We start from the raw sequence: 19788 nt of genomic DNA, 5'->3' as shown, positions 1-19788 counted from the left end.
AAATCTAAATTAATATTGATTATTTTTGTATAATGAAAAGAATAACGCATTTTATAAAGATTATATTTGATAATAATCAAAACCCACTAATTTAATTTAGTAATACTTTCATAAAAAAATGTCATTTGATATGATTAGCTTTGAAGCTAACATAACCAACTTTTATTCATTAAAATATTTGTTTCTCAAGAAATTATTTAATAATAACTCATTAGTTTTATACTTAAATGTTATATTAATCTGAAATATTTATTCAGGTTAAAAAATATATCGAAATAAAGGAAAATAATGGCCATTGATAAACAACATTATGTTTTATGCTCACACTGTGATTTGGTCATAGAATTAGCTGATATAACAGTAGGGCATAAAGCTGTTTGCCCACGCTGTAATACTACATTAGCTAAAAATAGTAGCAATATGAAGTTTAGAGCTGCTATGTATGCTACTTGTTCATTAATCATGATTATTGTCGCCTGCGGCTTTGTCTTTATTGATATCCGAATTGTAGGAAATTATATTGGCGTTAGTGTATTAGATATTCCTAAGACCCTTTATTTTGATAAATATAGCTATGTTTCAGCGCTTTTTATTTTATTTGTTTTACTTTTCCCTATATTTAATTTATTAATTATCGTCCTGCTTTGCTCCAGAATTCAATTAACAAAATATCGCAAACGCGATCTACTTATTGTTTATGAAAAATTTCAACATTGGTGTATGCCAGAAATTTTTCTTACTGGTGTTTTGGTCAGCTTTGTTAAATTAATGAGTTATGGCAGTATTGGAGTTACTGGTACGTTTTGGGCATTTTGTCTATTTGTCTTTTTTTATATAAAATCTTTAGTTATTTTCTCGCCAGAAGTAATTTGGAACGAAATTCATCGTAATAACTTTGCTGTTAATACATTGAAAGTTGGAAAAACAGGAATTAGCCAAAATCTAAAATTATGTAATTGTTGTCAGGCTATATTACCCATAAATTATGAAAAATGCCCTCGATGTAAACAAAAAAGTAAAATTAGAGATCGTGATAAAATACAATGGACTATTGCTTTGTTGATTACTTCATTAATTCTTTATATTCCTGCTAATTTGTTTGGGATTATGATAACCGTTGTTTTGGGGTCGGCATCAACTTCAAATATCATGGATGGAGTTATTTATATGTGGCAAGCGGGTGATATACCTGTTGCTCTTGTTATTTTTCTCGCTAGTGTTGTTATACCAATTTTAAAAATTATTTCACTAAGTTGGCTTTGTTATTTTGCATTAGCAGTAAAACGAAAAAATAAGAATAATTGTTTAAAAATGAAAAAATTATATAGTGCAGTTGAGTTTATTGGTAAATGGTCAATGATAGATATATTTGTTGTTTCTGTCGTTTGTTCTTTAGTGAGAAATCAGCAAATGATGGGTGTTTACCCAGATATTGGCGTTACATTCTTTGCAACTGTCGTTATTATCACAATGATTGCATCACAAAAATTTGATCCTCGTTTAATTTGGGATCGTCCGCAAAATAGAAAATAGATTAATAGGAACAATATGGCTACATCAAGTAAATTGGCAAAAATAATTAAAATTAGAGCTATTTCAGCAATATGGATTATTCCTATTGTTACTGCAATTGTTGGTCTTTGGATAATCTACTCTCATTATGCTGATAGAGGTACTTCGTTCACATTACTAGCGAAAGACGCAAACGGTATTGTTGCTGGTAAAACGGTAATTAAAAACCGCAGTGTTGATGTCGGTATAGTTGATGAAGTGACATTATCTGATGACTACCAGCAAGTGGTTATAAAAGGCCGTATTTATAATGAGATGACGCCATTACTGAAAAATGATTCGATTTTTTGGGTCGTCAAGCCAGAAATTGGTCGTGATGGGGTAACGGGATTAGGTACTATTTTATCGGGTGTCTATATAGAATTAGCCGCAGGGAACGATACTCACAGTTTTCAAAATAAACCTTTTGTGCTTTCTGATACGCCTCCGTTGTCTGATCCTAGTATCAAAGGCATTCGACTAAATTTAGAAAGCGAGCAAAATGGTGTGATTCCTCGAGGTGCATCTATTATGTTTCATGGTTATCGTGTAGGTAATGTGGAAACTTCGGAATTTGATGTTGAATCGCGTAAGATGAAATATCAAATTTTTATTACTAAGCCTTATGATGTGTTAGTAACACAAAATGTACGATTTTGGAAAGAAGGTGGTATCAATTTAACGCTTTCATCTCGAGGGGCAAGCCTAGATGTTCCTTCTCTGGATGTATTAATGTCTGGAGGAATTAGTTTTGATTTACCTGAAGGCTCCAAATTAGGTGCACCTGCTGAGCAAAATGCAGTTTATACATTATATGAAGATAAAAAATCTATCCAAGATTCACAGTATACTGAATATAAAGAATTCCTTATTATGCTTTCAGACTCTATATCAGGGTTAACAGAGGGAGTACCAGTTGAATATCATGGTATTAGATTAGGAACAGTATCTAAAGTACCATTTTATACCGCTGAAATGTTAGATAAAACATCAATTTTAAATAAAAGAGTGCCGATATTAATTAGGATAGAGCCTGATCGTTTATCGGAACTGGTTGATGAGAGAATCGATATTGCCGCTTTGATAATGAAAGAACAAAAAAATGGGTTAAGAGCGTCATTAAAAACTTCAAATATGTTCACTGGTGCGCTATATATAGATCTTGATTTTTATCCTGAGTTAAAAAATAAGTATGATCCACAACTAGCGAAGCAGTTTGGTTACGATACAATTGAGGCGACTTCGACAGGAATTGCGCAAATTCAGGCAAAAATTATGCAGTTACTTGACAATTTTAATAATTTGCCACTTAACAACACACTATCACAGTTTAATCAATCACTAGCTTCAAGCGAACAGTTAATGAAATCATTAAATCAGATTATGGCAAGTAAAGAGATGCAAAATATGCCAAAAGATCTGCAAAAGACATTACGATCATTAAATGAAACAATGAAAGAATTACAACCTGGCTCTGAACTAAATAACCAAATGAAAGAGAGTTTACAAAAAGTGCAACAGATGATGGATGAATTAACGCCATTACTTAATACTCTCAATGATAAGAGCAATGCACTGATTTTTTCTGCTTCAGCGAAGAAAGATCAAGAGCCTAAAGCAAAAGGTAAAAAATGATGAACAAAATATATAAAAAGCTACTTACAATCATATTTATGCCATTACTTGCAATATTAGTCGGTTGTTCAGCTAACAACCCAAGTAAAAGCTATTTTCAACTAACTAGTAATTTACAGAGTTCAGTATCGCAAAAAATAAAAACTACCAAATATTTTATTTGGATTGAGTCGGTAGATGTGGTGAGTTTTTTAAATAAACCAGGTATTGTATTACAAACTGATAATATCAAATATGAAACAGCAACGCATCATTTATGGGCATCAACACTATCTCAGCAATTGCAAGAACGATTGACGCAAGATTTAACGGTCATGTTACCAAATTATTTAGTCTCTAGCAGATCAATTACAACGCCAACATTGACGGTAAAGTTATTTATTGATGGGTTTCATGGAAGCTATACTGGTGATGCGGTGATTAAAGGACGGTGGGTTGTTACTGATAGTAAAAATAATATTGAAAGCAAACCATTTGAACGCTATGTTCCTTTAGCAAGTAATGGATATGATGCTTTAGTTAATGCGCTATCTAAAGGTTGGCAGGATGAAGAACTAGACTTTGCAAACTCAATAAAACTTTAATGTCATAATAATATTCCGCCATAATGTTGGCGGAATATTTGAATTTAAACGGTAATTGATCTTAATGATCGTTTGAACTGACTAAAAACCTTGTCATCAATTTCTATCCATTTACGAACACTATTGATAAATGCGATTTTATCGGCTTTTAAAAGGTCATCTTTTAAAATCGTTTTTTCTAACAATTGATTGTGATCTAAATAAAATTGTCTCATGGTGCCAGCTAGTAACCCCGATTCTTTTTTAGGGGTAATCCATTGATCATTAATCCGCAATGCGAGGTTACCGTTAACAAATTCAGTTATTTCATTGTGTTGGTTAAAATTAATATATTCTTTTCCTGTAATTAAATTAGGAAAATGCTCCCGATTAGACGTTTTATGATACAAATATACGTTTTGGTTATGAACGCACTGCTTTGCAAATTCGATTTCATTGATCTGCATTGGCGAGTTAATTGTATTCTCGCTAATGGTATATAGCCCATTTTTTTGCAGTAAAATTCTGACTTTATAGATATTTCCAATATTTTTATTAGTTGCATTTGCCAACTTAATAAGTTGCAACTTAATTGCATTGATATCATAGTTAAAATCAAAATAATCAGCTGATTGAGAAAGTCTGCTTAAATGTTCTTCTAATAAGAAAAATTGTCCTTTTTCAAACAATAATGATTCAATGATATATTTGGGAAAAGAAGTGGTACGAGTTAAAATTGCTGTTTTAGCTAAAATCTCATTATATTCATCTTGTGAGGTTGAATCCCAAGTGATCCCACCGCCAACACCATAATGCATTTGTTGATTGTGTATGGTTAAAGTCCGAATTGGGATATTGAATATAGCTTTGTTCATATATGGTTCAATATATCCAATTGTCCCGCAGTAAACTCCACGTGGTGAGTTTTCAATATCTGCAATAATTTGCATTGTACTGGTTTTAGGCGCTCCAGTTATTGATCCACAAGGAAATAGTGCTTGAAAAATATGATATAAATTAACATGTTCTTTCAATTCACCTTGAATCATAGAAGTCAATTGCCAAACGGTTGGATATTTTTCGGCTGAAAATAATTTAGGAACTGTAACTGATCCTGCCTTTGCAACCCGACTTAAATCATTACGTAATAAATCAACAATCATCATATTTTCAGCTTGGTTTTTTTCAGAGAATAATAATTCTAATTGTTGTTTATCTTGGTGATTATTTAAACCGCGCGCAGTTGTTCCTTTCATTGGTTTTGTTGTAATAATTTTATTTTCTAACTTAAAAAATAATTCTGGCGAAATTGATAAAATACAATAATCGTCAAACTCAATATAAGCGCAATAGTCGGCTTGATTGTTCTTTTGTAGAAAGTGGTAATAATTAATAGCACTTTCATTAAATGGAGTAGTAAATTGAATTGTATAGTTGGTTTGATAAGTATTGCCTGATTCAATTTGAGATCGAATAAAGTTAATTTTTTGATTATATTCCTCAATTGATGTATCGCTCATCAAATCAAAATTTGGTGGAGTGTAATCACTTATTTCTACATGTTTTTGCTCAATGATAGAAAATTTATCAAAAATACCAAATATCAATAGCGGCAAATCATAATTCTGTTTTGTTTTATTTTCACTATTGAACCCCATTGCGCTTTCATAAGCGAGATATCCAACCGCATAATAGCCTTGTTGTGTGAATTTTTCGATTGAATCAAATTGTTGTTTGATTGTTGAATAATCATCAGACTTTAAAATGGCGATAGGGTTGCAAAAATATTTATGTTGACCTTCAAAGTCGATATGAATTTTCATTTAGTATTGCTCATGGACAAAATTATCAATCATTTGTAAACCAAATTCGGTTTTAATTGCTTCAGGGTGAAATTGGACTGACTCGATGGGTAACTTTTTGTGACGTAGTCCCATAATCAATCCTTGATTGTTTCGAGCTGTTACAATTAATTGAGAGTCTTTAGGTAAAGGATTATCACAAGCAATTAATGAATGATAACGAACAACCGAAAGAGGGCTTTTGATCCCTTTAAACACGCCTTGACCATCGTGCGTTATTTCATCGACTTTTCCATGCATAGGTGTTGGTGCTTTGATGATCTTATAACCATAATATTGAGCAATCGCTTGGTGTCCTAAACAAACTCCCAATATTGGGCAAATATGACTAAATTTGGCAATAGTTGCAGGTGATATTCCAGCATCGGTAGGGGATCCCGGACCAGGCGAAATGATAATCTTAGAAAAGCTAAGCTCTTTTATTTGTTCAATTGTCATTTCATCATTTTTAATCACTTTAACTTCTGCGCCAACTTGACACAAATAATTGTGAATATTGAAAGTAAAAGAATCATAATTATCTATTAATAATATCAAAATAGAGTCCATTAATTACATAGCGTATTGTTTTAAAACCATTGGAATTTATAACAGCTAAATTCCAGTCATATCCAGAGCCATTATACCGTTAATACAGTTAAAAACAGATATGATTGCCAGTTTGCTATCTTTTTATTTCCTTTTTTATACTGAAACATAGTGTTACCTGAAACTTTTTAACAAAAATTCTCTTTTTCTGTGATAAATCTCACAAAACCATACAACTCTACTTGTATGGTAGTATTTGTGTTACTTATTACGTTAGCCGAAGCTGGGATTGTCAAAATTTTTCTGCAATAGCTCAACATGAAAACCTATCGGCTATTTTGGAGACTATAAAAATAGTATCAAAACAGAAGAATGAATGGTTTGTTGATTAATCTTCGTTAACGATCCGAATTATTATTTTGAATATTTTCTATAATTATGCCACTTGTTATTGTAGTTTACTCTGGTGCAGGCAATTATTTATTTTTACGTAAATACCCCAAAACACGAAAGTTATCTATTTTCCAAATTCCATCTTTAAATATGAGAGGATAAGTTGCACGACTGCTTTTGTTGGGGCCAGGATTTTGTTGAATAATTTCAATTTCGTTATCGCTAACTTTGCTAATAATGGCAACATGACCATATCTTGACCAACCAAAAACAATAATATCTTCAACTTGTGGTTTAGTTGGTGAACCATTATGAAATTGTAATAAATTACGTTTAGGATTGAGTTGACCATCAGGAATTGATTCATCGAAGTAATTTTTAGCATGGCCATAACTATCTGACATTTTGTGATTAAAACGTTGATAATAATAACGTTTAATAAATTCAACACATTGGTACTTTTGGCCTAAGTTATAGCCATCTTTAGTTAGATTACGACCACTAACATTACCAGTACTACCATTATAATAAACATCAACGCCATTGAATTGATCAACAACTTTGCCTATTTTGCCTTTATCAACTTGCATATCAGGGTAAATATATGCGTAAAAAACGTAACAACTAAGTATTGAAAAAATAACAAAGAATAATGTTTTTTTGTATTTGAATAATATTATATTTTTCATTATTAGAATTTATTTTTCCTATTATGTTTTTATAACTATCTTTTTTATTAAAAAAATAAAGTAATACCCATCGGTAGTGACGGGCTTTTTAACATATTGTTATTAAGTCATGTATTTGGGGGTGATGTTATTTTATATAATATTAATATATTACATTCTACGTAAATAACCTAAAACGCCAAAACCTTCTATTAGCCATTTTCCATCTTTAAAGATTAAAGGAAAAGTTGCTCTACTGCTTGCATTTGGTCCTGGGTTTTGTTGCACAATTTCAATTTCGTTGTCTGTTACTTTACTTATAATGGCAATATGTCCATATTTGGACCAATTAAGGATAATAATATCTTCAACTTTCGGTTTAGTTGGTGAACCATTATGAAACTGTAATAAATTACGTTGACGATTAATTTTGCCATCAGCAACTAATGGATCAAAGAAATCTTTTGCATGTCCATAGCTATTGGGCATTTTGTGATTGAAGCGTTGATAATAATAGCGTTTAATAAATTCAACACATTGATATTTCAGACCTAAGTTATAGCCGTCTTTAGCAATATTTCTTCCACTTACATTATTGATGCTACCATTATAATAGACTTTCACGCCATTAAATTCATCAACGACTTTGCCAATTTTCTGTTTATCAATTTCAACATTAGCAAAAGCACATGAATTAAGTGTATAGTAACTTAATACTGATACTAGCCAAAGTAAGAAAAACCTTTTTTTATATTTTAATAACATATTTATTTCCATTGTTTTAATTATTTATTATTGTCTATTTTATTGAAAAATAAAATTTAGTCGATAAGTAAAAAACTTAATAGTTGTAAGATTATTAATGAAACTTACATTTAACTATAGTATTTATTTTTATATAAGCTATTTAACCATGATAAAAAATTATGTTCTGTATTTTCAATCTAAATTAGTATTTCATCATTAAGATAAATATATTTGAATTATAATAAAATGGGGTTGCAAAATGATTAAAAAAGTTAAGATAAATGTTAGCGGTCGCGTGCAAGGTGTAGGATTTCGCTTTTTTACTTATCAGCAAGCCCAAAAACTGGGTTTAGTTGGTTATGTTCAAAATTTAGATAATGGCGATGTTGAGATTATAGCTCAAGGTGATAGTTTACAAATAAGCAAATTAATAAAATGGATTGAAAATGGCGGTCCTGCATCTTCACGCATTTTACATGTTAATATTTTTGAATTATTACCACAAAACGATTTAACTTCTTTTAATGTTCGATATTAATTTAATAAAAAATAAAGTAGAATAATTAAAATTTTGGCATTCGAAATAATAATTTCTAATTAATGTGAAAAACGTATGTTATGAATAAAAAAAATCTAATCTGTTTTTTACTTCTCATTGTTGTTATCGGTGTTTATTATAATTATCAAAAAGGAGATGAGGTTGTAAATCAATCCACTCTAAATATATCAGATAAGCCGATTTATCAAAGTGATAAAATGTTAACAGATATTTATGACTTATCTGGGGATCTTATTTATAAAATTGAGTCCAGTAATGTAAGGCATTTTGATGACTCAAATAATACTGAATTTGATTTGCCCAATTTTACGTTTTATGAACAGAATCATTCAGCTACATGGCATATTAAAGCAAAGAAAGCAACGTTGACAAAAGATAAACTTCTTTACCTTTATGATGATGTTCAATTAGATAATTTGACACAAGAAGCTCAATTGAAACAAGTAAAAACTGATAATGCCGTGATAGATTTAACTTCACAACTAGTCAAATCAAAAGATCCTGTCATCATCAATGGGGTGGGATTTTATTCAACTGGTATTGGTTTAGCGGGTGATTTACATGCCAAAACGGCTAATATACTTGAAAATGTAAAAACATATTATAATACAGAGGCAAAATAAAACATGAGTTCGCTAAAACAGGTTGTTTTTTCATTAATTTTATTGCTACCAATCTCTTTAAGTAGTTTCGCCAATGAACTTACTTCGCAATCTATAAACTCTAAAGAAGAACATAAAATGTTCGCTGATAATAAACCCATTACGATAGATGCAGATAATCAAAAAATTGATATTGAAAATAATACAATTACATTTATTGGCAATGTTGTTATTATCCAAGAAGGATTAACTATAAAAGCTGATAAAGTGGTTATCACTGACACGCAAGATAAAAATAAGCAAAAAATTACAGCTTATGGTAACCCTGTGAATTATAAACAAATTTTACCAGAAAAAAATAAGATTGTAACGGGTCATTCTTCACAAGTTATTTATGATGTAAAACAAAATAATGTTATTTTACGCGGTCATGCTGAATTATTTCAACAAGATAATCATATTGTTAGTGATCTGATTACATACGATGTCAAAAAACAGCAAATATTAGCCAATCCAGGTAAGAATATGCGAGTAAAAAGCACTATTATCCCAAACCAAGTTAAAGGGATGAACAAATAAAATGTCAATTTTAAAAGCGGAAAATCTGGCCAAAGTATACAAAAAAAGACGAGTTGTTGAAGATGTAAGTTTAACTGTCAACTCAGGCGAAATTGTTGGATTATTGGGCCCCAATGGTGCGGGTAAAACGACTACTTTTTATATGGTGGTTGGTATAGTGACATTAAATGCAGGTAAAATTTACCTTGATGATCATGATATCAGCATTTTACCTTTACATGAGCGAGCTCAAAAAGGTATTGGCTATTTACCACAAGAAGCGTCTATTTTCAGAAAATTGTCTGTTATAGATAACATTATGGCAATTTTAGAAACGCGCAAAGATATTGATAAAAATGAGAAAATCGATCGTGCCGAAGAATTACTTGAAGAGTTCCATATTTCTCATATTCGTGACAGCATAGGACAATCTCTATCAGGTGGAGAAAGACGTCGAGTAGAAATAGCAAGGGCGTTAGCAGCTAATCCTAAATTTATTTTACTTGATGAACCTTTTGCTGGGGTTGATCCAATTTCGGTGATAGATATCAAAAATATTATTAAGCATCTACGTGATCGAGGGTTAGGTGTATTAATAACCGATCATAATGTACGTGAAACGTTAGATGTTTGCGAACGTGCTTACATTGTTAATAAAGGGCATTTAATTGCTGAAGGTTCACCAAATGACATCTTAAGTAACGAATATGTAAAACGCGTTTACTTAGGAAACGAGTTCAGATTATGATGAAAACCAGTTTACAACTGAAAGTCTCTCAACAATTATCCATGACGCCACAATTACAATTGGCGATTAAATTACTACAGTTGTCAACTTTAGAACTCCAACAAGAAATACAAACTGCGCTTGAAAACAATCCATTGCTTGAAGTTGATGATCAATATGACGAAGTGCACGTTAAACAAAACGATGAAACAGAAAATATTGATACGCGTGAGGCTTTAGATAGCAAAGAGATTCCCGATGATATTCCATTGGATGCATCTTTAGATGATATTTATAGTGCAGGAACTCCATCTGGAACTAACTCAGATTATCGCAATGATGAATTGCCTATCTATCAAGGTGAAACTCACGAAACATTACATGATTATCTGGAATGGCAACTTGAACTAACACCCTTTAGCGATACAGATAGGGCGATAGCGGTATCTATTATTGAAGCTATAGATGAGAGAGGCTATTTAACAGTTTCAACAGAAGAAATACTTGAAGAACAAGGTAATGATGAAATTGAAATTGCCGAAGTTGAAGCAGTATTGAAACGAATATGGAATTTTGATCCTATCGGTGTCGGTGCCAGATCGTTGCAAGAGTGCTTGTCTATTCAAATTCAACATTTAGACACTCCACCATTAGTTAAACAAATTATTGATAATTATTTAGACTTATTAGCCATACGTGATTATAGAAACTTAAAAAAAGTGTTAAATACAACAGATGAACAATTAAAAGAGGCTGTTGATTTTATACAACGTTTACAACCTTATCCCGGCGATTTGGTTAATACTGCTTCTCCAGACTATGTCATACCTGATGTCATGGTAAAAAAGGTACAAGGAAAATGGGTTGTGTATTTAAATAGCGATACAGTTCCATCTTTACGTATTAACCAGCAATACGCCGATATGGCAAAATTAGCAAATGAAAGTGATGGGCAATATATTAGATCTCATCTGCAAGAAGCTAATTGGTTTATTAAAAGCATCGAAAACCGTAACGAAACCTTATTAAAAGTCAGCCAATTTATTGTTGAGCATCAGCAAGCCTTTTTTGAACACGGTGCTGAATACATGAAACCAATGATTTTGTCTGATGTTGCAACGGCAATTGATATGCATGAATCGACCATTTCTCGTGTAACAACTCAAAAATATCTGCATTGTCCAAGTGGAATTTATGAACTTAAATTCTTTTTCTCAAGTCATGTTAATAATGATTCAGGTGGTGAGGTTTCATCTACAGCTATCCAAGCATTAATTAAAAAATATATATCGGCAGAAAATAGTAAAAAGCCATTAAGTGATAGTAAATTAGTTTCGATGCTTGAAGAACAAGGTATTATTATTGCACGTCGCACCGTAGCAAAATACCGTGAAGCCTTATCAATTCCACCATCAAGCCAACGTAAACAGCTTTAAATTTGAATTCAAATTTTTTGGATATATATCGCTTATTTTAATCATGGGCGCAATTTGCGCCCTTTAATAAAATTAAGCTAAAAAGCTTGGAATTTTATGTTCAAAGTCGCTAATTGCATCTTCATGTTGTAGGGTTAAGCCAATATTATCTAACCCATTTAACAAGCAATGACGTTTAAAAGCATCAATTTTAAATGAATATTGCTTATCGCCGGCAATGACCACTTCATTAACTAAATCGATGGTAAATTCAACGCCTTCATTAGCTTCGACAATTTTAAATAGCTCATCGATATCTTCTTCGGATAAATTAACCAGTAATAATTGATTGTTAAATGAGTTATTGTAAAAAATATCGGCAAAACTTGAGCCTATAATGGCTTTAAACCCATAATCGGCAAGCGCCCATGGCGCATGTTCACGAGAAGAACCACAACCAAAATTTTCTCGCGCCAATAAAATGCTGGCACCTTTATAGCGGGGTTTATTCAAGACAAATTCAGGATTAGGTTGCTTGCCAGCATCATCTAAAAAGCGCCATTCATGAAAAGCATGTTTACCAAATCCAGTGCGTGTTACTTTCTGTAAAAACTGTTTAGGAATGATTGCATCTGTATCAACATTAGCCGCATCCAAAGGAACGACTAGCCCAGTATGTTTTGTAAATTTTGCCATGACAAGTCTCTCCTTAAAATGGTTTGCGAATATCTGTAAAATGACCAGTAATAGCTGCGGCTGCTGCCATAGCAGGACTAACTAAATGTGTTCTAGCATCACGTCCTTGGCGACCTTCAAAATTACGGTTGCTAGTTGATGCACAGCGATCTCCCGGTGCTAATTTATCATCGTTCATTGCAAGACACATAGAGCAACCCGGTAAGCGCCATTCAAATCCTGCATCAATAAAAATCTTATCTAATCCTTCGGCTTCAGCTTGTTCTTTCACTGGTCCTGAACCGGGTACAACTAATGCTTGTACACCATCAGCCACTTTGCGTCCTTTAGCAATTTGCGCAGCAGCTCGTAAATCTTCTATACGTGAGTTTGTACAAGAACCAATAAATACTTTATTGATCTTAATATCAGTCATTTTGGTACCAGCGGTTAATCCCATATAAGCTAATGCACGCTCAGCAGAGTGTTTTTCAATAGGATCAGCAAAATCATTAGGATTCGGTACTGTTGCATCAATTGAAGTTACTTGACCAGGATTCGTTCCCCAAGTGACTTGTGGGGCGATATCTTTACCTTCTAACGTCACAACTGTATCAAAATGTGCACCTTCGTCGGTTTTTAGTGTTTTCCAATAAGCCTTCGCTTTGTCGAAGTCTTCACCTTTTGGTGAAAATTGGCGATCTTTTAAGTACTCAAAAGTGACTTCATCTGGTGCAATTATGCCAGCTTTAGCTCCCATTTCAATTGCCATATTACACAACGTCATGCGTCCTTCCATTGATAATGATTTAATAGCATCACCACAAAATTCAACTACATGACCTGTACCGCCAGCACTGGTTGTTTTGCCAATGATAGCTAAAATAATATCCTTAGCGGTAATGCCATCAGCAACATGTCCTTTAACTTCAATTTTCATAGTTTTAGCTCGACCTTGTTTTAAGGTTTGAGTAGCTAACACATGCTCAACTTCGGAAGTACCAATACCAAAAGCTAATGCACCAAATGCGCCATGTGTTGCTGTGTGCGAATCACCACACACAATAGTCATACCCGGTAAAGTCATACCTTGCTCAGGACCGACTACATGGACAATACCACGTAATGGGCTTTGTAAATCATATAACGAAACACCAAACTCTTTGGCATTTTTTGCCAGTTCAGTTAATTGAATGCGAGCCATTTCGCTACAGGCACTTAAATCATTACTTTTGGTTGAAGTATTATGATCCATAGTTGCAAAAGTCTTATTGGGCTGGCGAACTTTACGATTCATTGCACGTAAGCCATCAAAGGCTTGTGGAGACGTGACTTCATGAACTAAATGACGATCGATATATAAAATAGGCGTTTCATTTGGAGCCTCATAAACGACATGCGCATCAAATAATTTCTGATACAGTGTTTTTGACATTGCAGATTCCTTATTATTTTTTACAACTGGTATTAGTTTTAAACTTTGACATTATTTACTAATACTATAATTAATTGAATTAAAAAGGATACAAGGAGCAGTTTATTTTGCATACTTGAGTATCCCTTTACTACACATTTAACATAGCTAATTCAATTAAATAAGCTTACAAATAATGTCTCCCATTTCATCAGTTGAAACGGCTTGTTCTTTTTGTGCAAGATCGATAGTACGATAGCCTTGCTCTAATGCTTTATTTACTGCTGTTTCGATAGCTGAGGCAATATCATCACGTTTAAAGCTATAACGGACTAACAAGGCTAATGACAAAATTTGTGCAGCAGGATTAGCAATATTTTTGCCAGCAATGTCAGGTGCGCTACCACCAGCAGGTTCATATAAGCCAAAGCCTTGTTCATTAAGGCTAGCAGAAGGTAACATCCCCATTGAACCAGTTATCATGGCACATTCATCGGATAATATATCCCCAAATAAATTTGAGCATAAAATAACATCGAATTGAGACGGATCTTTAACAAGTTGCATTGTGGCATTATCGATATACATATGCTCAAGTTCAATATCAGGATAGTTTTTAGCTACTTCATTGACCACCTCGCGCCACAAAATTGAGGTTTGTAAAACGTTGGCTTTATCAATTGAAGTTACTTTTTTGCGACGTAAACGTGCAGCTTCAAACCCCATTTTTGCAATACGTTCTATCTCAAAACGATGATAAACTTCAGTATCAAATGCTTTTTCTTGAGCACCACTACCTTCACGTCCTTTAGGTAATCCAAAATAAATACCGCCAGTTAATTCGCGCATACATAAAATATCAAATCCACGCTCAGCAATATCGGTGCGTAATGGGCAAAGATCTTCTAAGCCTTGATATAAACGAGCAGGGCGCATATTAGCAAATAATTTGAAGTGTTTACGTAGTGGCAATAACGCACCACGTTCAGGTTGCTTTTCAGGTGGTAAATTAGACCATTTAGGACCACCCACTGAACCAAATAAAATAGCGTCAGCTTTTTCACAGCCTTCAAGTGTTTCATTAGGTAATGGGCAACCATGAATATCAATTGCTGCACCACCCACATCATATTCACTAGTAGTAATAGAAAGTTGATATTTTTGGCGGATAACATCTAATACTTTATAGGCTTGTCTCATTACTTCAGGGCCAATACCGTCGCCGGGAAGTACTGCAATATGGTAGTTTTGTGACATTTTTTATTCCTTTACAATCTAAATTAATTTTCATGTTTTGCTGTTAAACGGCAAAACAAATTATTTTTTAGTCATGATGTAATTTTTGTTTTTCTTGTGCAACTTGATTTGCTCTATACACATTATTCAATACATTAATTAAAGCTAAAGCCGATGAGTGAACAATATCAGTTGCAAGCCCCACACCATGGAACTTACGACCTTTATATTCGGCAACAATATCAACTTGCCCTAAAGCATTTTCACCTTGTCCTTTAGAAGCTAATTGATATTTTACAATCGAAATAGGTTCGCCAGTAATACGGTTGATAGCTTGATAAACAGCATCAACAGGACCGTTACCCGTTGCAGCATCAGAATACTTTTTATCACCAATTAACAAGCTAACCGAAGCGGTTGAAACAACCGTCGAACCTGATTGAACATTAAAATAATCTAAAACATAATGTTCTTTTTCATCTTTTAATTGATTGATAAATATTAATGCCTCTAAATCATAATCGAATACTTGGCCTTTTTTATCAGCTAATTCTAAAAATGCCTCATAGACTTGATCTAAGTTATAATCTTTATCGTGATAACCAAGTTCTTCTAAACGATGTTTAACGGCGGCTCGTCCTGAGCGAGAGGTTAAATTTAATTGGATTTGATTTAATCCGATTGATTCAGGGGTCATAATTTCATAAGTTTCACGATTTTTTAAAACCCCATCTTGATGAATTCCTGAGGAGTGGGCAAAAGCGTTACTACCAATAATTGCTTTATTACCTGGAATTGGCATGTTAGTAATTTGGCTAACAATTTGGCTGGTACGATAAATCTCTTGGTGATTGATATTTGTGTGAACATTTAAGATATTTTGACGAACTTTAATCGCCATAATAACTTCTTCAAGTGCGGTATTACCCGCACGTTCGCCTAAACCATTCATCGCACCTTCAATTTGCCGAGCACCTTCTTGAACCGCGCTAATCGAGTTAGCCACCGACATGCCCAAGTCATCATGACAATGAACAGAGATAATCGCTTGATCAATGTTCGGGACACGTTCAAATAGGGTACGAATAATGCCACCAAATTGATAAGGGACAGTATAACCGACAGTATCTGGAATATTGATCGTTCTTGCCCCTGCTTTAATTGCTGCTTCAACGATACGACATAAGTTATCAATTGGGGTACGGCCTGCATCTTCACAAGAAAACTCCACATCATTAGTATAATTACGTGCACGTTTAATACAGTGCACAGCTCTTTCAATGACATCATCAAATGTCATTTTTAATTTATCCTTAACATGTAAGGTTGATGTTGCCATAAAAGTATGAATTCGAAACTGATCTGCAACTTTTAATGCCTCGGCAGCAACATCAATATCTTTATCAACACAACGAGACAATGCACAAACACAGCTATCTTTAATGGTCTTAGCAATCGTTTGAACTGATTCAAAATCACCGGGAGATGAAACAGGAAAGCCAACTTCCATCACATCGACCCGCATTCGCTCCAAAGCAAGCGCTATTTGTAACTTTTCTTTAACGCTCAAACTTGCTTGTAATGCTTGTTCACCATCGCGTAACGTTGTATCAAAAATAATGACTTGATCGTTCATTGTTTTTCCTTTTATATATTTTAGCGCTATCTCGGTATTTCAAGTTAAAAAAACAAAAAACCCGCACTTTAGCGCGGGTTCTTGTTAATTTGTTGAGTTGTTTATTTAACTACTTCTTTTTACTCCACACACAAGCTATCCGCGCAAATTGATGCGAGGAGGAGGCTGAGGTCGAGTGATAAATAGTTAACAAACATAAAAATCTCTATTTGAATTGTAATTAATACTGTCTAAAACTGATGTTATTTTTACCAAATGATATTAGTGGTGTCAATGATTATTTGTAACCAATCTTAATATGTTCTATTTTTATTAAAATAAAGTACTCAATACTAATTAAGGATTGCTTTACTATTTGACAAATCTATTAAAATAATAAGTTGAGACATAATAAAACCGAATTATAATGGTGAAAAGAATAATTCACGAGGGCATAATAATGAACATAGTTGATATTTCTCAAAAACGCTACACTACCAAACATTATGATCCAACAAAAAAAATTCCTGCCGATAAGATTGAACAATTATTAACGGTTTTAAGAAACAGTCCATCATCAGTTAACTCACAACCATGGCATTTTTATGTTATTGATAACGACGAGGCAAAGAATAAAATTTTACCAGCTATACTTGAATTTAATCAACCAAGGGTGACTGGCGCTTCGCATACGATTGTCTTTTGTATTAAAACACCATTAGACGACGCCCATTTAGTTAATCTACTCAATCAAGAAGATAAAGACGGTAGATATCCTTCAGCCGATCTTAAACAAGCACAAGATCAAGGTCGTCGGCACTTTGTAAAGCTCAATAGTGCAACCATTGAATCGCAACAATGTTGGGAAAGTAAACAAGCTTATCTAGCATTGGGGCAACTGCTTTTTGCAGCAGCAGCAATTGGTATTGATTCAACGGCTATTGAAGGATATGATGCCCAAAAAATGGACGATATCTTAGATCTCAAAAGCAAAGGACTTAAAAGTATTGTTGTTGCTACATTAGGCTATCGAGCCGAAAATGACGGCAATGCGCATCGACCAAAATCACGCTTACCTAAAGAGCAACTTTTTACGTTTTTATAAAATAACGAGCAATATTCTCTGTATGAATTAAGATAAATATAGAGGATATTTTTTCAACTATGATAAGTTTAATTGTAGGAAAACATTAAGTTGTTTATACTTCATGTGTAGGACTTACTCGCATTATTTACAGTAAATCTGAGAAAATATGGTAATGAATATACGTAAAACAAAATTAACGCCTTATCACAGACAAGAGATATGGCGTTTATATCATAAAGAAAAAATAACCATCACTGATTTGGCTAAACGTTTTATGGTCAGTCGTCCGACCATTTATAGCGTGCTAAAAAAAGCCCGATTAAATTTGTTTGTGCCTTTAACCAGTAAGAACAAACGCTATAAAACGATTAGTTATGGTATTAAACACCTAGTTAAAGTTGAAAAATCCATTGAAGATAAATTAAGGCGGCAAGCTAAATTATATAACAAAACAAATCCTGACGAAATGTTACATGTCGGCACCAAATATTTAACTTTACCTAAAAACAAAACAAAATAACTGTGATTGGCTATTTTAATAGGTTGCGCTATCGTGGTTGAAAGTAATGGTCTATTTTAGTTGGTCAGATTTCGGACGTGATCACTATTATTAATTTATTTACAAAAAACAGTACGTCCGAAATCACGATACCATAATATCTTAGCTCGCTATAAACACTTGATTTAACCAAAAACAAAATAAAAAATTCAATAAAATCAATAGTATGCCTGAGCGATTTTAGAGTAAAAAAACACACCACTATAAGGTCAATATGCTTGTTTTTTTGCAGTGTCAAAATACGCTAATGACAGAACTAGGGTAGCCGCCAAACAGGACTATTTCATTTGTATGTTTTTTACAAAAATCCACGAAAAAACTAGCCAACTATTTTTTAAACGGCTATACTTTTACGGTTATAGGAAAACAAGCTTATTAAATAAGTAAATAATTATAAAAAATCTAAATAAAACAAAATATTACTTGACAGGTAGACAATAATGCATTATCATTTCTGGCACAAGGCACAAGGCACAAGGCACAAGCACTGGCAAACCTACGATTTAAATTTATTAAATAATCCTATTCGCCGAGTTTTTGCACGAAACTCATTTATATTTTCCAAATTATCTCTCAAATTATCTCGAAAACTCTTGTTGGTGTTGGGCGTGTTATTATTGCCATATTCATGGAGTTTAGAAGCATTAACTAGTAAAAATGGTCGCGTAAAAAATCATCGTAGTGATGCCATAATATTACCGTCGTTCGAAAACCCGTGTCTAAAATATGGTACAGACGGAGATGCAGGTTCAGTTGATTTATGGATATGGATATCGAATCCTGATTATTTTGAGCCAAGTGCGCCATTGGTTTGTTATGCTCAACCTAATTTATCAAACGATTCCAGTAATAATACTGAATATAAAGATTTAGATGGTCCTGATTGGGTAAAAGGAAAAGGATTTGTACCACAAGATATAAACAATCCACAACGTAATTTCCCATCGACAGGAACAAATAATGTTTATTTTTATTTATTATTAGCAAACGTAACGCCCGAAGAGATTATCTCAGCTAATGGCGCTAGAGTATTCCCGGAATCAGGGAGTGGAGTTAGTTTAGCTTTATCATCTGCAATAACACCAGGTTGGGGAAAAGGCTCACGAGATGTAGCTTTAAAGATAGTACTAAAAGGACCAGTAAACAGTAGTGCTAATAAAAACTTTAGCCCTTCTACATTTAAGCTTTATTCAGATAGAGCCAAAAGTAACGTCTTGTATAGCTTTAAAATTGAAAGATGGTATATAGCCCAAGGGGCTAATATTAATGCATCTGTGCAAGATGCAAAAAATTACTGTAACCGAATTGGATACCGAGTGCCGAGTGTTGCAGATTATACTAATGCAAATAATGATGATATTTGGACAGGAGGTATTCCTGGAAGAAATATCAAT

At 33.2% G+C, this 19788-nt stretch carries 19 protein-coding genes; 11 read left to right on the top strand and 8 right to left on the bottom strand.

The window, feature by feature from the left end; genetic code table 11:
- Positions 1–288: 288 nt before the first annotated feature.
- From A9G38_RS00960 to A9G38_RS00950, 3 genes are read left to right on the top strand one after another with little or no spacing between them, the layout of a single operon-like run.
- Positions 289–1533: a PqiA/YebS family transporter subunit gene (locus A9G38_RS00960; protein ID WP_034913211.1), complete on the top strand. Its 1245-nt coding sequence runs from the start codon at positions 289–291 to the stop codon at positions 1531–1533.
- A gap of 15 nt (positions 1534–1548) precedes the next feature.
- Positions 1549–3186, top strand: coding sequence for an intermembrane transport protein PqiB (pqiB, locus tag A9G38_RS00955; RefSeq protein WP_034913215.1), 1638 nt, complete (start codon positions 1549–1551; stop codon positions 3184–3186).
- Complete coding sequence (locus tag A9G38_RS00950; RefSeq protein ID WP_034913219.1) at positions 3186–3770, top strand: PqiC family protein; 585 nt, start codon at positions 3186–3188, stop codon at positions 3768–3770. Before pqiB ends, A9G38_RS00950 begins: the two co-directional genes overlap by 1 nt.
- A gap of 44 nt (positions 3771–3814) precedes the next feature.
- Here A9G38_RS00950 and pabB read toward each other — a convergent pair whose 3' ends face one another.
- From pabB to A9G38_RS00930, 4 genes are all read right to left on the bottom strand, one after another.
- Positions 3815–5572, bottom strand: a complete 1758-nt coding sequence (gene pabB / locus A9G38_RS00945) for an aminodeoxychorismate synthase component I (RefSeq protein ID WP_034913223.1) — start codon at positions 5570–5572, stop codon at positions 3815–3817.
- The gene (locus tag A9G38_RS00940; RefSeq protein WP_034913251.1) at positions 5573–6148 is read right to left on the bottom strand and encodes an anthranilate synthase component II; all 576 of its coding nucleotides are present in this window, start codon (positions 6146–6148) and stop codon (positions 5573–5575) included.
- 467 nt (positions 6149–6615) lie between these two features.
- Positions 6616–7122 (bottom strand): CHAP domain-containing protein, encoded by a 507-nt coding sequence (locus A9G38_RS00935; protein WP_141671671.1) that lies wholly within the window; start codon positions 7120–7122, stop codon positions 6616–6618.
- A 249-nt stretch (positions 7123–7371) separates the two neighbouring features.
- Complete coding sequence (locus A9G38_RS00930) at positions 7372–7965, bottom strand: CHAP domain-containing protein (protein WP_034913227.1); 594 nt, start codon at positions 7963–7965, stop codon at positions 7372–7374.
- 241 nt (positions 7966–8206) lie between these two features.
- On the opposite strand from A9G38_RS00930, the gene yccX reads away from it, so the two are divergent.
- The 5 genes from yccX to A9G38_RS00905 all read left to right on the top strand — a co-directional run bounded on the left by yccX (position 8207) and on the right by A9G38_RS00905 (position 11829).
- The gene (gene yccX, locus A9G38_RS00925; protein WP_141671669.1) at positions 8207–8485 is read left to right on the top strand and encodes an acylphosphatase; all 279 of its coding nucleotides are present in this window, start codon (positions 8207–8209) and stop codon (positions 8483–8485) included.
- 80 nt (positions 8486–8565) lie between these two features.
- On the top strand, positions 8566–9129 hold the full coding sequence (gene lptC / locus A9G38_RS00920; protein ID WP_034913230.1) for an LPS export ABC transporter periplasmic protein LptC: 564 nt from the start codon (positions 8566–8568) through the stop codon (positions 9127–9129).
- 3 nt (positions 9130–9132) lie between these two features.
- Positions 9133–9687 (top strand): lipopolysaccharide transport periplasmic protein LptA, encoded by a 555-nt coding sequence (lptA, locus tag A9G38_RS00915; RefSeq protein WP_034913233.1) that lies wholly within the window; start codon positions 9133–9135, stop codon positions 9685–9687.
- A 1-nt stretch (position 9688) separates the two neighbouring features.
- Positions 9689–10414, top strand: coding sequence for an LPS export ABC transporter ATP-binding protein (gene lptB, locus A9G38_RS00910; RefSeq protein WP_034913235.1), 726 nt, complete (start codon positions 9689–9691; stop codon positions 10412–10414).
- On the top strand, positions 10414–11829 hold the full coding sequence (locus A9G38_RS00905; RefSeq protein WP_034913259.1) for an RNA polymerase factor sigma-54: 1416 nt from the start codon (positions 10414–10416) through the stop codon (positions 11827–11829). Before lptB ends, A9G38_RS00905 begins: the two co-directional genes overlap by 1 nt.
- A gap of 72 nt (positions 11830–11901) precedes the next feature.
- On the opposite strand, the gene leuD is transcribed toward A9G38_RS00905, so the two are convergent.
- The 4 genes from leuD to leuA all read right to left on the bottom strand — a co-directional run bounded on the left by leuD (position 11902) and on the right by leuA (position 16769).
- The gene (gene leuD / locus A9G38_RS00900) at positions 11902–12504 is read right to left on the bottom strand and encodes a 3-isopropylmalate dehydratase small subunit (protein WP_034913237.1); all 603 of its coding nucleotides are present in this window, start codon (positions 12502–12504) and stop codon (positions 11902–11904) included.
- A 13-nt stretch (positions 12505–12517) separates the two neighbouring features.
- Complete coding sequence (gene leuC, locus A9G38_RS00895; protein WP_034913240.1) at positions 12518–13918, bottom strand: 3-isopropylmalate dehydratase large subunit; 1401 nt, start codon at positions 13916–13918, stop codon at positions 12518–12520.
- 156 nt (positions 13919–14074) lie between these two features.
- A complete protein-coding gene (gene leuB / locus A9G38_RS00890; RefSeq protein ID WP_034913242.1) occupies positions 14075–15154 on the bottom strand; it encodes a 3-isopropylmalate dehydrogenase in 1080 nt (359 codons plus the stop codon).
- A gap of 67 nt (positions 15155–15221) precedes the next feature.
- Positions 15222–16769, bottom strand: coding sequence for a 2-isopropylmalate synthase (gene leuA, locus A9G38_RS00885; RefSeq protein WP_034913245.1), 1548 nt, complete (start codon positions 16767–16769; stop codon positions 15222–15224).
- Positions 16770–17208: 439 nt separating this feature from the next.
- Here leuA and nfsB point away from each other — a divergent pair, with 439 nt between their 5' ends.
- The 3 genes from nfsB to A9G38_RS00870 form a co-directional block, all read left to right on the top strand.
- Positions 17209–17853 (top strand): oxygen-insensitive NAD(P)H nitroreductase, encoded by a 645-nt coding sequence (nfsB, locus tag A9G38_RS00880; protein ID WP_034913248.1) that lies wholly within the window; start codon positions 17209–17211, stop codon positions 17851–17853.
- A gap of 154 nt (positions 17854–18007) precedes the next feature.
- Complete coding sequence (locus A9G38_RS00875; RefSeq protein WP_176713210.1) at positions 18008–18355, top strand: HTH domain-containing protein; 348 nt, start codon at positions 18008–18010, stop codon at positions 18353–18355.
- A 479-nt stretch (positions 18356–18834) separates the two neighbouring features.
- Positions 18835–19788 (top strand): hypothetical protein (locus A9G38_RS00870; RefSeq protein WP_141671668.1); only part of this gene is annotated, 954 nt, incomplete at its 3' end.

This window comes from Gilliamella sp. Imp1-1, assembly GCF_001690415.1.
Lineage (GTDB): Bacteria > Pseudomonadota > Gammaproteobacteria > Enterobacterales > Orbaceae > Gilliamella > Gilliamella bombi.
This window is presented reverse-complemented; position numbering and strand designations above follow the sequence as displayed.